Source organism: Phyllobacterium sp. CL33Tsu (genome assembly GCF_900113985.1).
Classification (GTDB): Bacteria; Pseudomonadota; Alphaproteobacteria; order Rhizobiales; family Rhizobiaceae; genus Phyllobacterium; species Phyllobacterium pellucidum.
This window is the reverse complement of sequence record NZ_FORJ01000003.1, coordinates 369,572-384,970: the sequence shown is the minus strand read 5'-3', so window position 1 is coordinate 384,970 and position 15,399 is coordinate 369,572. Positions and strand designations below refer to the sequence as shown.

Here is a 15,399-nt window from a genome sequence, read left to right as displayed (position 1 = left end):
AAAAGCCTTGATTTTGCGCGATTCGCTGCTTTTCCGGCGCGCTGTGGTCTTTGAACCCGCGAGCGAAACCGCGCCCGTTCGCCAATCATGGCGAAACTGGCGAAAAGGTGATTGGCCTTCGCAGGGGATTCGGCATAATCCGCGCCCAACGAAATGCCATTTTCAAGGAGCGCGCATGGCGCTTGATGTTTCCTACCTGACGGCCGTCGGCGCCGGCGCCCTGTCTTTCCTTTCGCCCTGCGTGCTGCCACTCGTCCCGCCCTATCTTTGCTACATGGCGGGCGTGACGGTGGAAGATTTCCGTTCCGATTCGCCGCAGGCGCGCATCTCGCCCGTGCGGCAGGCGCTGCTCATGTCTTCGCTGGCCTTCGTCCTTGGCTTTACCACTGTGTTCGTTCTGCTCGGCGCCGGCGCTTCGACGATCGGCGGCTTTTTGCGCATGTGGCAGCAGGAGATCGCCATCGCTGCCGGCATCATCATCATCCTGATGGGCCTGAATTTCCTCGGTGTCTTCAAGCTTGCTTTCCTTTCGCGCGAGGCACGATTCCAGACGCAGGGCAAGCCCGCCAATCCGCTTTCGGCCTATGTCATGGGCCTCGCTTTTGCCTTCGGCTGGACACCTTGCATCGGTCCGGTGCTGGGGCCGATCCTCGCCCTTGCCGGCGCGCGCGATACGGTCGCCGACGGCGCAATTCTGCTTGCCGTCTACTCGCTCGGCCTCGGCATTCCATTTATCGTCGCCGCGCTGTTTTCGGGCCTGTTCATGAAGTTTCTCGGCCGCTTTCGCATGCATCTCGGCAAGGTCGAAAAGGTGATGGGCGGGCTTCTCGTCGTCACGGGCATTCTGTTCCTAACCGGAGGACTGCAGACTTTCTCGTTCTGGCTGCTTGAAACATTTCCCATCCTCGGCCAACTCGGCTAAAGGTGCTTCAAATGTTCATTCAAATGGCGAAAGGGCCCGTGCCGGATCAGGCATGAGAATGCCCGGCCAAAACTGATCTGGAAGTCCGACATGACATCACGCTCCTGCCTCACCGTCATTCTCGCTGCCGGCGAGGGCACCCGCATGAAATCAGAGCTGCCGAAGGTCCTGCACATGATCGCGGGCCTGCCGATCGTGGCGCATGTGGCCAAGGCGGTCACGGGGGCTAGCGGCAGCGACATTGCGCTCGTCGTCGGCAAGGGCGCCGAAAAGGTGGAAGCTGCGGTGCGCGCGATAGCGCCGAATGTCACCGTGCACGAGCAGACCGAGCGGCTCGGCACAGCCCATGCAGTTCTGGCGGCGCGCGACGCGATTGCACGCGGCTACGATGATGTGCTGGTCGTCTTCGGCGACACGCCGCTCATCGAAACTGCGGCTTTGGCGCAGGCGCGGGCCAAGCTTGCTGACGGCGCCGATGTGGTCGTCATGGGCTTCCGTCCGGCTGTGCCGAACGGCTATGGCCGGCTCATCGAGAAGGACGGCCGTCTCGTGGCGATTCGCGAGGAGAAGGACGCGAGCGCCGAGGAAAAGCAGATCGGCCTGTGCAATGGCGGGCTGATGGCGCTGCGCGGCAAGAGTGCACTCAGCCTGCTTGACCGGATCACCAATAACAATGCCAATGGCGAATATTATTTGACCGATGTGGTCGAGATCGCCAATGCCGGCGGCCAGAGCGTCGTTGCCATCGAGATTTCTCCGGACAATGTCATCGGCATCAATACGCGTGCCGAACTCGCGGAGGCCGAAGCCATCTGGCAGAACCGCAAGCGCCGCGACATGATGATGGCCGGCGTGACGATGCATGCGCCGGAGACAGTGTTCTTCTCGCACGACACGCTGGTCGAGTCTGACGCCATCCTTGAACCCAACATCGTTTTCGGGCCCGGGGTTACGGTGGCGCGAGGCGCGGTTATCCATGCGTTCTGCTATTTCGAGGGCGCGAAAATCGGCGCGAATGCCAATGTCGGTCCATTCGCACGGCTGCGCCCCGGTGCCGATCTTGCGGAAAAATCCAAGGTCGGCAATTTCGTCGAGGTGAAGAATGCCATGGTCGGTATCGGCGCCAAGGTCAATCATCTGACTTACATCGGCGATGCGACGATCGGCGCAGCGGCCAATATCGGCGCGGGGGCGATTACCTGCAACTATGACGGCTACAATAAACATTTGACGGAGATCGGGGCCAACGTCTTCGTCGGGTCCAATACCTCATTGGTGGCACCGGTGAAGATCGGCGATAATGCTTATGTCGCATCGGGCAGCGTGATTACGGCAAATGTGCCCGCAGATGCCCTCGCTTTCGGGCGCGCGCGTCAGGAAATCAAGGAAGGACGCGCGATCGAACTGCGTGCCCGCTATGCCGCCGCGAAATTAGCCAAGAAGGCTGACTAGATCGCATTCCATTGTTCGTGCAAGATTGCGCAACGGAAATTGACTTCCGGCCAGGGCGATTCCGCCCTAAGGCAGGAACATAAAAAGCTTGGGGCATCGGAGTTTTGCATGTGCGGGATTGTTGGAATTATCGGCCGGGAGCAGGTCGCGCCGCTGCTCGTGGATGCGCTGAAGCGGCTTGAATATCGCGGATATGATTCTGCCGGTGTCGCGACCCTCAACAATGGTGTCCTCGACCGCCGCCGCGCCGAGGGCAAGCTCGCCAATCTCGACAAGCTCCTGAAGGAGCAACCTCTCAACGGCACGATCGGCCTCGGTCACACCCGCTGGGCGACCCATGGTGCGCCGACCGTTCGCAATGCCCACCCGCATACGACGCCGCGCCTCGCCGTCATTCACAACGGCATCATCGAGAACTTTGCCGAATTGCGGACCATGCTCGAATCCGACGGATATAAATTCGAGACCGAGACCGATACGGAAACCGTCGCACATCTGGTGACGCGCGCGCTCGACCGCGGGCTTTCGCCCATCGATGCAGTACGCCAGACCTTGCCGCAGCTGCGCGGCGCATTTGCCATCGCCATCATGTTCAAGGGCGAGGAGGACCTTCTGGTTGCCGCCCGCAATGGCCCGCCGCTTGCTGTGGGGTATGGCGACGGTGAAATGTACCTGGGCTCGGACGCGATTGCGCTTGCCCCGTTCACCGACAATCTCTCCTATCTCGAAGATGGCGATTGGGCCGTCCTGACGCGCGAAGGCGTCGTGATCTACGATGAGACGGGCATGGAGGTCGAACGCCCGGTTCAGAAGTCGGCGGGAACCGCCTTCCTGGTCAGCAAGGGCAATCACCGCCATTTCATGGAAAAGGAAATCCATGAACAGCCGGAGGTGATTTCGCATACCCTTGCCAATTATCTCGATTTCGCCAAGGGAACCGTTCGCACCGATGCAACGCCCCTCGATTTCAGCAAGGTGGACCGCATCGCGGCATCTGCCTGCGGTACCGCATTCTACGCCGGACTCATCGGCAAATACTGGTTCGAACGGATCGCGCGGCTCCCGGTCGACATCGATGTCGCTTCCGAGTTTCGCTATCGCGAGATGCCGCTGTCGAAGGACAGCCTTGCGCTCTTTGTCTCGCAATCGGGCGAGACCGCCGATACGCTTGCCTCGCTGCGCTACTGCAAGCAGCAGGGGCTGAAGATCGGCACGATCGTCAATGTCCGCGAATCGACGATGGCGCGCGAATCGAACACGGTGTTCCCGACGCTCGCCGGTCCTGAGGTCGGCGTCGCATCGACCAAGGCTTTCACCTGCCAATTGGCGGTTCTGGCATCACTCGCAGTCGCCGCCGCCAAGATGCGAGGCACGATCGACGAGCAGGAAGAACGCCAGCTCGTGCGCGAGCTTTCGGAGATTCCGCGCTTTGCCAATCACGCGCTGCGCCTCGAAGAACAGATGGAGACGATCAGCCGTGACCTCAGCCAGGTCAAGCACGTGCTTTACCTTGGCCGTGGCACCAGCTACCCGCTTGCGCTCGAAGGCGCGCTGAAGCTCAAGGAAATTTCCTACATCCATGCAGAAGGCTATGCGGCGGGTGAATTGAAGCACGGGCCTATCGCACTGATCGACGAATCGATGCCGGTCATCGTCATTGCGCCGTATGACCATTGGTTCGAGAAGACGGTTTCGAACATGCAGGAGGTCGCGGCGCGCGGCGGCAAGATTATCCTGATCACCGACGAGAAGGGAGCGGCGGCGAGCACATTGAATACGATGCACACGATCGTGCTGCCGGACATGCCGGAAATCATCGCCCCGATCATCTATGCATTGCCGATCCAGATGCTGGCATATCATACGGCGGTGTTCATGGGGACCGACGTCGACCAGCCCCGCAACCTTGCAAAATCCGTAACGGTCGAATAGTTAGCCGGCGCGCAAAAGCCTGACAGCCTCGTCGCGCTCGAAGAGATAAAGCAGTATGCGCAGCGCCTTGCCGCGCTCGCTTTGCAATTCGGGATCGCGCGCAAGAATATAGCGCGCATCCTTGCGGGCAATCTCCAGGAACTCCTGATGCGCCTCGATGCTGGCGAGGCGGAAGCCGGGCGTACCGGATTGGCGCGTGCCGAGAAGCTCGCCTTCACCACGCAGCTTCAGATCTTCCTCGGCAATGCGAAATCCGTCTTCCGTTTCGCGCATGATCTTGAGCCTTGCCTGCGCCACTTCGCCGAGCGGCCCCTTGTAAAGCAGAAGGCAGGTCGAAGGCTTGTCGCCACGGCCGACCCGGCCGCGCAACTGGTGCAGCTGGGCAAGGCCGAAGCGCTCGGCATGCTCGATGACAATGATGGTGGCGTCCGGCACGTCGACGCCAACCTCGACAACCGTTGTGGCGACAAGAAGCCGGGTATCGCCATTCTTGAACGCCAGCATGGCAGCGTCTTTTTCCGGACCGCTCATCCGGCCGTGCACCAGGCCGATGCTGCTGCCAAGCAGGGGCTTCAGCGATTCGAACCGCTCTTCGGCCGAGACAAGGTCGACGACCTCCGATTCTTCGACAAGCGGACAGATCCAGTAGATCTTCTGGCCGTCGGCAATGGCGATCCGCATGCGCTCGACAAGGTCGCTCAACCGGTCCATCGGCAGGATCGCAGTGGTGATCGGCCGCCGGCCCGCCGGCTTTTCCGTGAGTTTCGATACGTCCATATCGCCGAACGCGGTGAGGACGAGGGTGCGGGGTATGGGGGTTGCAGTCATCACCAGCATGTCCGGCGCGTCACCCTTGGAGGTGAGGAGCAGGCGTTGATGAACGCCAAACCGGTGCTGCTCGTCGACAATGACGAGGACAAGGTCGCGGTACGAGACTTTTTCCTGGAAGAGCGCATGCGTGCCGACAACGATATTGATCGCCCCGGAACGCAGTCCTTCGAGAACGTCCTCGCGCTCACGGCCCTTTTCGCGCCCAGTGAGAAGAGCAACGCGCAGCCCGGCCTTCTCGGCGAGGGGCGCTATCGTGGCGTAATGCTGGCGTGCCAGGACTTCGGTCGGCACCATTAGGGCCGACTGGCCTCCGGCTTCCGCGGCATGCGCCATTGCCAGCAGGCCTACGACCGTTTTGCCGGAGCCGACATCGCCTTGCAACAGGCGCAACATGCGATCGGGCTGGCGCAGGTCCGCGATGATTTCCTTGATAGCCTCAGATTGGCTATTGGTCAGCGAATAGGGCAATGCGGCAATGATCCGCGCCTTGGTCTCGCCGTTGCCCTCGAGCTTGCGGCCAGAAAGGCGCTTTGCCCTTAGCCGCACAAGCGCGAGCGCCAGCTGGCCAGCGAGAAACTCATCATAGGCAAGACGCTGGCGGGCAGGGCCGTCGAGCGCGATGTCTGCCGGATCGGCCGGCCCGTGCATGATCCGCAGCGCTTCGCGATGTAACGGAAGCCGGTGGGCGGCAAGAACCGGCGCGTCGATCCATTCCGGCAGCTCCGGCACTTTGGTCAAGGCATCCTCTACGCCGCGCGCCAGAACTTTGGGCGAGAGGCCGGCGGTCAAGGGATAGACAGGTTCAACGAGCGGCAGCGATGCGGCGTCGTCGAGGCGGGCGATATGGTCGGGATGGACCATGGTTGGCCGGCCGTTGAACCACTCCATCTTGCCCGACACGATCACCGTTTCCCCGACAGGCATCGCCTTTTCGAGCCAGGCCTGCTTGGCGTGAAAGAATGTCAGCCCGATCTCCCCCGTATCGTCATGCGCATAAACCCGGTAAGGCGCATTGCTGCGTCCGCCCGGGAGGTGGCGGTCAATACGCACCTCAAGAGTAACGATGGCCCCCTCGGGCGCATGGGCTATGCCGGGCCGGTGGCGCCGGTCGATGACGCTGTGCGGGGGAAGGTAGACAAGATTGGCGACGCGCGGGTCCTGACCCGGCGGCGTGCCGAGCAGGGTTGCGAGCAAGCCGGTTACCTTCGGGCCGATGCCGGAAAGTGTGCGAACCGAAGCAAAGAGGGGATCGAGCAGGGATGGGCGCATGGCAAAGGTCTAGAATGTTTCGGGTTTGGAGACCAGTCTCGTTGCTGCGTCTCCGTTGTCATGGGGCCTTATCCCGAGTATCCATTCGCGGAACTGGCGACCGTACCGGATTATTGGCAGCACATTGCATGAGCAAGGCTGACACGGCCGCCGGATGCGGCTATACCCTCGCCAAAATGCGCGCATTGGTCTGAACACGGAGCCGATTATGACAGGAAGCAGTCGCACCACCGCCGACCTGCCGCCGCGACAGCGCAAGCTGTTGTTCCGGTCGTGGCACAGGGGCATGCGCGAAATGGACCTGATCCTCGGGCAATTCGCCGACGTCCATATCGAGACCTTGTCAGAACGCGAACTTGACCAATATGAAGCACTCATGGAAGCTTTGGATCGCGATCTTCTAAAATGGGTCACGGGCGAAGCCGATGTTCCTGCCGAATTCGATACGCACATCTTCCACAAGATCGTCGCGTCCCGCAAAGAGATGAAATTCTGAAAATTCAATGACTGCGTTTTCCAAGCTTGGATTGAAGCCCGGTACAGCGGGCCATGTCGTTGTCGACGGTGTCGTCGATGGCTATGAGGCGTTTGCGCTGGCCAAGGTCGTTGCCGAGGCCGGGGCAGGCGGCCCCGTGCTTTTCATCGCCCGTGATGGCCAGCGCGTTGCCGATCTGGAACAGGTCCTGAGTTTTGTCGCGCCCGAGCTCCCTGTGCTGCAATTGCCGGCCTGGGACTGCTTGCCCTATGACCGCGTCTCTCCGGGCGCAGATACATCGGCACGCCGCCTTGCGGCGCTTGCGGGTCTTGCCGCATTGCGTGAACACAAGCATCCCGGTGTGATCCTCGCTACGGCCAATGCGATGCTGCAAAAGCTTCCGCCACGCGAGGTGTTGGCTCAGCAGCTTTTCATGGCCAGGCCCGGCAATAGAATCGACATGAACGCGCTCGTGCAGCGTCTTGAAAACAATGGGTTCGAGCGCGTACCAACGGTTCGCGACGTCGGCGAATACGCGGTACGGGGCGGCATTCTCGATCTCTTCGCGCCGGGCGCTGAAGCGCCGTTGAGGCTCGATTTCTTTGGCGATACACTGGAGACGATCCGTGCTTTCGATCCGGCAACGCAGCGGACGCTGAGCCAGAAGACCGAGTTCACCATGCAGCCGATGAGCGAAATCACGCTCTCGCCCGAGGTGATCAGCCATTTCCGCTCGCAATATGTGCAGACGTTCGGTGCGCCTTCGCGTGATGACGCACTCTACCAGTCCATATCCGAGGGTCGCCGTTTTGCCGGAATGGAACACTGGCTGCCCATGTTCTACGACAAGCTGGAAACCGTGTTCGACCACACCGGCGACATGCCGGTCGTCTTCGATCATCTTGCGCATGAATCAATGGCCGAGCGCCACAAGATGGTGCTGGACCATTTTGAAGCGCGCAGGCGTCAATCGGACGGCAAGGAGCCTGGCGATGCGGTGCCCTACAAGCCTGTCGCACCGGGCCTGCTCTATCTGACGCCGGAAGCGGTGGAGGTAGCGGCGCAGACGTCCGGCATGCGCATTGATTTCACGCCCTTCGATGCGCCGTTTGCCAGCGGCCGGTCCATCGTCCATGCCGGCGCCCATCGCGGGCGGACTTTCGTCGAGGAGCGGACTGCCAAGGATACCAATGTCTTCGACAGCGTGGTGAAACATATCGCGGACGAGCGCGCGGCGGGCAAGAAGGTGCTGCTTGCGGCCTGGAGCGAGGGCACGCGCGATCGCCTCATCCAGGTGCTTAACGAACATGGCCTCGAAAAGATCGAGCTTGTCGACGATCTGAGGACGGTCAAGGCTCTGTCGCGCGACAAGATCACCGCCGGCGTGCTTTCGCTGGAGACCGGTTTCGACGCCGGCGAACTCGTCGTGATCGCGGAACAGGACATACTCGGCGACCGGCTCATTCGACATTCGAAGCGGCGCAAGCGCGACCGCGACTTCATCAGCGAAGTATCCGCGCTCAATGCCGGCGATATCGTCGTGCACGTGGATCACGGCATCGGCCGGTTTATCGGCTTGCGCACCATCACTGCCGCCGGCGCCCCGCACGACTGCCTGGAATTGCACTATGCCGGGGATGACCGGCTGTTTCTTCCGGTCGAAAATATCGAGCTGTTGTCGAGGTTTGGCTCGGAATCCTCAACCGCCATCCTCGACAAGCTTGGCGGTGGTGCGTGGCAGGCGCGCAAGGCAAAACTCAAAAAGCGGTTGCTCGACATTGCCGGCCATCTCATCAAGATCGCCGCTGAACGGCAGATGCGGGGCGCACCTGTCCTCACGCCGCCGGATGGGCTCTACGGCGAATTTGCTGCCCGGTTCCCCTATGACGAGACTGAAGATCAGGACCGCGCCATCGATGCAGTTATCGATGATCTGGCCCTCGGCAAGCCGATGGATCGCCTCGTATGCGGTGATGTCGGCTTCGGCAAAACGGAAGTGGCGCTGCGCGCCGCCTTCGTAGCGGCGCTGAACGGCGTCCAAGTGGCTGTCGTTGTTCCGACGACTTTGCTTTCCCGCCAGCATTTCAAGACGTTTTCCAACCGGTTTCAGGGGCTCCCCGTCAATGTGGCGCAGGCATCGCGGCTGGTTGGCTCCAAGGAACTTGCGGAGAACAAGAAGGGCATCGCCGAGGGAAAGGTGGATATCGCGGTCGGTACCCACGCGCTGCTCGGACAAGGTATAACGTTCAAGAACCTTGGTTTGCTGATCATCGACGAGGAGCAGCATTTCGGCGTCAAGCACAAGGAACGGCTCAAGGAACTGAAGTCGGACGTGCATGTGCTGACCCTTTCGGCAACGCCCATCCCGCGCACGCTGCAGCTTGCGCTGACCGGCGTTCGCGAATTGTCGCTTATCACAACGCCGCCTGTCGACCGCATGGCCGTGCGCACCTTCGTTTCGCCCTTCGATCCGCTCGTCATCCGCGAAACGTTGCTGCGCGAGCGCTATCGTGGGGGCCAGAGCTTCTATGTATGTCCGCGCATATCGGATCTTGCCGAAATCAAGGAGTTCCTCGACGCGCAGGTGCCGGAACTGAAGGTCGCCGTCGCACACGGCCAGATGGCGCCGGGCGAACTCGACGACATCATGAACGCCTTCTACGACGGCCAATATGATGTGCTCCTGTCGACGACGATCGTCGAGTCCGGTCTCGATATCCCGACGGCCAATACGATGATCATCCACCGCGCCGACATGTTCGGCCTGTCGCAGCTCTATCAGCTGCGTGGCCGCGTCGGTCGCTCGAAGCAGCGGGCCTATGCACTGTTCACGCTGCCCGCGCACAAATTGCTGACGCAGACGGCCGAGCGCCGCCTGAAGGTGCTGCAGTCGCTCGATACGCTCGGCGCGGGCTTCCAGCTTGCCAGCCACGACATGGATATCCGCGGCGCCGGCAATCTTCTGGGCGAAGAACAATCGGGCCATATCCGTGAGGTCGGGTTCGAGCTTTACCAGCAGATGCTCGAAGAAGCGGTCGCCGAGATCAAGGGAACGGGCGAAATAGAAGACAGCCATTGGTCGCCGCAGATATCCGTTGGCACGGCGGTGATGATTCCCGAAGCCTATGTGCCGGATCTGCAGTTGCGCCTCGGCCTTTATCGCCGTCTCGCAGATCTCGAGGAACTGCAGGATATCGACGGGTTTGGCGCCGAACTGATCGACCGGTTCGGCCCATTGCCCGAGGAAGTGCAGCACCTCCTGAAGATCGTCTATATCAAGGCGCTCTGCCGCCGCGCCAATGTCGACAAGCTCGATGCCGGCCCGAAGGGCGTGGTGATCCAGTTCCGCAACAAGACGTTCAACAATCCCGCAGCGCTGGTCAAGATGATCGGCGAGCAGGGCTCCATGGCGAAGATCAGGCCGGATCAGAGCATCGTGCTCGTTCGCGACTGGCCGACGGCGGAAAAGCGCCTGAACGGCGCTGCGGTGGTCATGTCGCAACTTGCGAAACTGGCGGATGCCGCCTAGGCGGCTCCGCTTCCAGGCTCGAAACCGTCCGCCGTCTGGCGGATCGCGTCGGCCAACGTCTCGGCCGATTGCGCACCCATCACCGCGTATTTCTGGTCGAGGATGAAGCAGGGAACACCGCGCACGCCAATCTGGTTTGCCGTATCGATCTCCTGCCGCACACCAACTGCATCAGCATCCGTTGCCAGGAGGCTCGCGACGATGGCAACATCCATGCCAGCCTCTGCAGCGGCTTCAAGCAACACCTCGGCGTCGCCAATATCCTTGCCTTGCTCGAAATAGTAGGAAAACAGGATGCCGACGAGCGTGTCCTGGACATTCGGCTGAGCCTGCGATGCCCAGCGGATCAGGCGGTGCGCGTCGAGCGTATTGGGGCTAATCTCGATCGAATCGAAGTCGAACTCAATGCCGACCTCCTTGCCGAGTTCAGTAAGCTGTTGATGGATCTCGAAGATCCGGTCCGAGCTGCCGAACTTTTCCTGCATGTAACGCTTGCGGTCCTTGCCTTGCGGCGGGATCGTCGGATCAAGCTGGAACGGCCGCCAGTTCACCGATACATCGATGTCGGGGTTGAGCTCGAGCGCCTGTTCGAGCCGCTTTCGCCCGACGAAGCACCAGGGGCAAACGACATCCGACACCACGTCGATGGTGAATTTCTTTTCGGGCATAACTTCAACCTATCGTTTATCAGACCACCACGTGTTCAGCTGGTTTCCCACGAGGGAGGTCTTTTCGGGATGATGCAGGTGCGACCACCGCGCAACCCATTGCTCCGGCTGATAATAGATCGGAATCATATAATGGCCGGAGATCAAAAGCCTGTCGAGAGCACGGACCGTGCTGGTAAACTCTTCCTGTCCGCGCACCGCCAGCATCTTGTCGAGGAGGGCGTCGATGGCGGGATTGGCAACGCCGGCATAATTGAAACTGCCTTCGACATCCTTCGACTGGCTGCCCCAACGATAATATTGCTCATAGCCGGGTGACAGCGAACTCGCATAGGCACCGAGTATCATGTCATAATCGAAGGTCTGCAGCCGTTTCTGGTACTGGGCGTCATCGACGGTCCTGATGGTGACGCCGATACCGAGCCGCTCAAGGGTGCGCTTATAGGCAAGGCCCAAGCGTTCCTCGCCAACGGATCGCGTCATGATTTCGAAGGTGAGGGGAGTTCCGTGTGGATCGAGCATCCGTTCGTTCTCGATCCTGTAGCCCCGCTCGGTCAGGATATCGAAGGCACGCTTCATTTCCTTGCGGTCGCGCCCCGTGCCGTCTGTTTGCGGCGGCACGAACGAACCGTCCATCACGTCCGGCTGGAGAGAATCCGCAAAGGGCGCAAGCCACTCGCGCTCCATAGCATCGGCAGGACGTCCCAGCGCCGAAAGTTCCGATCCTTGCCAATAGCTGCCGAGCCGCCGGTAACGTCCGGCATAGAGATTGCGGTTCGCCCATTCGAAGTCGAACATCAGGGCCAGCGCCTGGCGAACCGCTCGATCCTGAAATTTTGGGCGGCGCGTATTGAACAGGAACCCGAACATGTTGGCAGGCGAGTGTTTTTCGAATGTATCCTTGATAACCCGGCCATCTCGTATGGCCGGGAAGTCATATGAAGTTGCCCATTTGTTGGGATCGCCCTCAAGGAAGACATCGAAAACACCTTTCTTGAAGGCTTCGAACTGCGCCTGGTCGTTGCGGAAATATTCAACGGTCACCCTGTCGAAATTATTGAAGCCGATGCGGCTCGGCACATCTTTCCCCCAATAATCCGGATTGCGCTTGTAGACGATGCGCTGACCCGGCTGCACCTGTGAGACCGTATAGGGTCCGCTGCCCACAGGTATCGAGAGAGGCGAACTGTCGAAGGTGTCGATGTTGATGGCATGTTTGGGAAGAACTGGCATTAATGAGAGGATCAGCGGAAATTCGCGGTTGGCCTGGTCGTTGAACGTAAAGCGAATGCCGCGCTCGCCAATCTTCTCGATCTTCGAAATGAGCTTCATCCGGCCGCTGAAGGGTGGGCGGCCCTTTTTTGTCAGGAGGTCGAAGGTGAATATCACGTCGTCGGGCGTAACCGGCTCGCCATCAGACCATTTTGCTTTGGGATTCAGCGTAAATTCGACCCAAGTCCGCTCATCGTCGGTTTCGACTTTTTCGGCCAGCAGGCCGTACATGGTGAACGGCTCATCGGCGTTGCGTTGCATCAGCGATTCATAGACGAGATCGCCGAACTCGCCGTCACTGAACAGGCCACGCGCATATGTCCGCATGCTCTTGACCAGAAACGGGTTGAGGCTGTCAAACGTGCCGACGACACCATAGGTGATCGAGCCTTCCTTGGGGGCATCCGGATTGACATACGGGAAATGCTTGTAGTCCGCGGGCAGGGCCGGTTCTCCGTGCATGGCGATTCCATGCCTCGGTTCGGCAAATGCGCCGCTTATTGTACAACAAATCGTGGCAAGTATAGTCAGCGCCTGGGTAGTTTTCTTCAACATCGTCTCGACCTAGCATTCCCGGAAGCCGGGAATTCATTCTGATTCGTGACAGAGACTACCACTTGACGACGATTCTGCGGCGTGCGCCGTAAATCCTCGAGGGGAATCCCCAACTAGTCCAAAAGGTGGCTGGATTTGAGAGAACATGCAGTGTAACACGGCCTTCGATATTCAAAGGGTCACTCTCTTGCCGCATTTGGCAACCAAAGCCAGACAAGCAAATAGAGATGATCGAGATACACTTAGGATAAGTGCGCTGAAAGGAACCAGTTGACCATGTCCAACCCGAAGTCCATCGCGGCAACCGCATCATTCGCTGGTGCCATCGCATTGCTCGCCGCCGCGGCAGTACCAGCAGCAGCCCAGCAGCAGAGAGCGCCGCAAGGTTGGTTCAAGGTCTGCTCCAAGCAGGAAGAAAACGATATCTGCAACACCCAGAACATCGTGACTGCCGATAGCGGCCAGCTCCTGACCGCGGTCAACCTCATCGAGATCAAGGGCAAGATCAACCGCAAGATCTTCCAGGTATCGGTTCCGACCGGACGTCTCATTCCTCCGGGCGTCGGCCTCCAGATCAATGGCGGCAAGACCCAGAAGATCGAGTACGCGATCTGCTTCCCGGATCGTTGCATTTCGGAAGTCGCCTTGTCGGACGATCTGCTCAACTCGTTCAAGAAGGGCAACCAGCTGACGCTGACTTCGGTCAACTTCCAGAACAAGCCTAATCCGATCAATGTCGCTCTGACCGGCTTCAGCCAGGCCTATGACGGCCCCGGCCTGCAGCAGAACGAACTCGAACAACGCCAGAAGACGCTGCAGAGCGAAGTTCAGAAGCGCCAGAAGGAATTTGAAGACAAGATGAAGGCCGAACAGGAAAAGGCGAAAGCCGGCAACTGATCAGTTAGCGCACACAAAAAGGGACGCGGTGACGCGTCCCTTTTTTATTGTTCGGCTTCGGTGCGGGGCGTTAGTTGAGATGCGGCCGCTTGACCCGATAGACGCCATCCTCGATCTTTTCGAACACGTTCTTGATCTGCGGGTGGCGCAAAGGTGTTCCGGTCGTATCGGCAACGAGGTTTTGTTCCGAAACATAGGCCACGTATTCTGTCTCGGAGTTCTCGGCAAAGAGATGGTAGAAGGGCTGGTCGCGATGCGGCCTGATCTCTTCGGGAATGGACTGATACCATTCTTCGGTGTTGCTGAACTCGGGATCAACGTCGAAAATCACGCCACGAAACGCAAAAATGCGGTGGCTGACGACCTGACCGATCTGAAATTTGGCATGCCGTATCTGTTTTATCATCGTCATTCAGGATAGATATCCGTTTCTGTCCAATCCCGCGAGCCTAAAGCGTCCTTGCTCTTGTTTCCGGCGCGGCAAACCTCAAAGCCTGCTTATGCTTGATGTATTCAACCTGGTCTTACCTTTCTTTGGGCTGATTTTTCTTGGCTTTTTCGTGGCCAAGGTAAAACATCAGCCGCTCGAGGCGCTCGGGTGGATGAATACGTTCATCGTCTATGTGGCGCTTCCGGCGCTGTTTTTCCAGATTTTGTCGAAGACGCCGGTGGCCGAATTGACGCAGTGGGGCTTTATCATTGGCTGCACCGCATCGACCTTCCTGATCTTCATGGCAATGTTTGTGGTCGCGTTCGTGCGCACACGCCGCATTGACGAGAGCACCATTCAGGGGCTAGCGGCGGCCTACGGCAATATTGGCTACATGGGCCCGGCGCTGGCGATCCTTGCTTTCGGCGCGCCGGCAGCCGTGCCGGTCGCACTCATCTTCTGCTTTGACAACACGCTGCATTTCGTGATGGCGCCGTTGATGATGGCGCTTTCCGGCAACGACAAGCGTTCGCCGCGCGATCTCGCCGCCGGGGTGCTCAAGAAGATATTTGGCCACCCTTTCATCATCGCCACCATTTTCGGGGTAGGAGCGGCCATCACCGGACTGGAGCCGCCTGTGGCGGTCGACCGGATGATCGATTTTCTTGCCCGCGCGGCGGCGCCTTGCGCGCTCTTTGCAATGGGCGCGACGCTGGCGCTGCGTCCCTTACGACGTGTGCCGAAGGAACTCTATTTGATTGTTCCGCTGAAGCTCGTCGTCCAGCCCGTATTGATTTACTGCGTCTTGCGCCTGGCCGGCGATTTCCCACCGGTATGGGTCTATACGGCAATGCTCATGGCGGCCTTGCCAACCGCGACGAATGTCTTCGTCATAGCCCAGCAATACGGGGTCTGGGTCGAGCGCGCGTCGAGTTCGGTGCTCGCGACCACCCTGTTTTCGATCGTGACATTGACGCTTTGGCTCTACGCCATGACACATGGGCTGGTTGGTTGAGCCTTCATAGCTCCGCACCTGTAGTCCCCTTCGCGCCCGGCTGCTCGCTATCGGCTAGCTAGTTTGTATCAATTCTAAAGTTTTGTGGGCCACCCCCCTTGCGGCTGTAGCGTCCATCTGTTTATATAGTTGCGAATGATTTGCAATTGCGT

General features: G+C 59.6%; 11 protein-coding genes. 7 read left to right on the top strand and 4 right to left on the bottom strand.

Translation table 11 applies throughout. From position 1 onward, the window contains the following. Positions 1-175 precede the first annotated feature (175 nt). From BM074_RS14505 to glmS, 3 genes are all read left to right on the top strand, one after another. Positions 176-922: a cytochrome c biogenesis CcdA family protein gene (locus BM074_RS14505; RefSeq protein WP_091923037.1), complete on the top strand. Its 747-nt coding sequence runs from the start codon at positions 176-178 to the stop codon at positions 920-922. Positions 923-1,012: 90 nt separating this feature from the next. Next, positions 1,013-2,374, top strand: coding sequence for a bifunctional UDP-N-acetylglucosamine diphosphorylase/glucosamine-1-phosphate N-acetyltransferase GlmU (glmU, locus tag BM074_RS14500; RefSeq protein WP_091922880.1), 1,362 nt, complete (start codon positions 1,013-1,015; stop codon positions 2,372-2,374). 108 nt (positions 2,375-2,482) lie between these two features. Further along, complete coding sequence (gene glmS, locus BM074_RS14495; RefSeq protein ID WP_091922879.1) at positions 2,483-4,306, top strand: glutamine--fructose-6-phosphate transaminase (isomerizing); 1,824 nt, start codon at positions 2,483-2,485, stop codon at positions 4,304-4,306. Here glmS and recG read toward each other — a convergent pair whose 3' ends face one another. Beyond that, positions 4,307-6,406: an ATP-dependent DNA helicase RecG gene (recG, locus tag BM074_RS14490; protein WP_091922877.1), complete on the bottom strand. Its 2,100-nt coding sequence runs from the start codon at positions 6,404-6,406 to the stop codon at positions 4,307-4,309. A gap of 208 nt (positions 6,407-6,614) precedes the next feature. Here recG and BM074_RS14485 point away from each other — a divergent pair, with 208 nt between their 5' ends. Then, complete coding sequence (locus BM074_RS14485) at positions 6,615-6,902, top strand: FAD assembly factor SdhE (RefSeq protein ID WP_027233243.1); 288 nt, start codon at positions 6,615-6,617, stop codon at positions 6,900-6,902. A 7-nt stretch (positions 6,903-6,909) separates the two neighbouring features. Then, positions 6,910-10,410 (top strand): transcription-repair coupling factor, encoded by a 3,501-nt coding sequence (gene mfd, locus BM074_RS14480; protein WP_091922875.1) that lies wholly within the window; start codon positions 6,910-6,912, stop codon positions 10,408-10,410. Here mfd and BM074_RS14475 read toward each other — a convergent pair. Continuing rightward, complete coding sequence (locus BM074_RS14475) at positions 10,407-11,078, bottom strand: DsbA family oxidoreductase (RefSeq protein ID WP_091922874.1); 672 nt, start codon at positions 11,076-11,078, stop codon at positions 10,407-10,409. The genes mfd and BM074_RS14475 overlap by 4 nt on opposite strands. Positions 11,079-11,087: 9 nt before the next feature. Continuing rightward, positions 11,088-12,812 carry an extracellular solute-binding protein gene (locus tag BM074_RS14470; protein WP_244532863.1) on the bottom strand — a complete coding sequence of 575 codons (1,725 nt, stop codon included), beginning with the start codon at positions 12,810-12,812 and terminating at the stop codon, positions 11,088-11,090. Positions 12,813-13,181: 369 nt separating this feature from the next. Here BM074_RS14470 and BM074_RS14465 point away from each other — a divergent pair, with 369 nt between their 5' ends. Further along, positions 13,182-13,802 (top strand): invasion associated locus B family protein, encoded by a 621-nt coding sequence (locus BM074_RS14465; protein WP_027233247.1) that lies wholly within the window; start codon positions 13,182-13,184, stop codon positions 13,800-13,802. A gap of 70 nt (positions 13,803-13,872) precedes the next feature. Here the strand turns inward: BM074_RS14465 and hspQ are convergent, their stop codons facing one another. Continuing rightward, complete coding sequence (hspQ, locus tag BM074_RS14460) at positions 13,873-14,208, bottom strand: heat shock protein HspQ (protein WP_027233248.1); 336 nt, start codon at positions 14,206-14,208, stop codon at positions 13,873-13,875. Positions 14,209-14,302: 94 nt separating this feature from the next. On the opposite strand from hspQ, the gene BM074_RS14455 reads away from it, so the two are divergent. Further along, on the top strand, positions 14,303-15,247 hold the full coding sequence (locus tag BM074_RS14455; RefSeq protein WP_091922871.1) for an AEC family transporter: 945 nt from the start codon (positions 14,303-14,305) through the stop codon (positions 15,245-15,247). Positions 15,248-15,399: the final 152 nt, after the last annotated feature.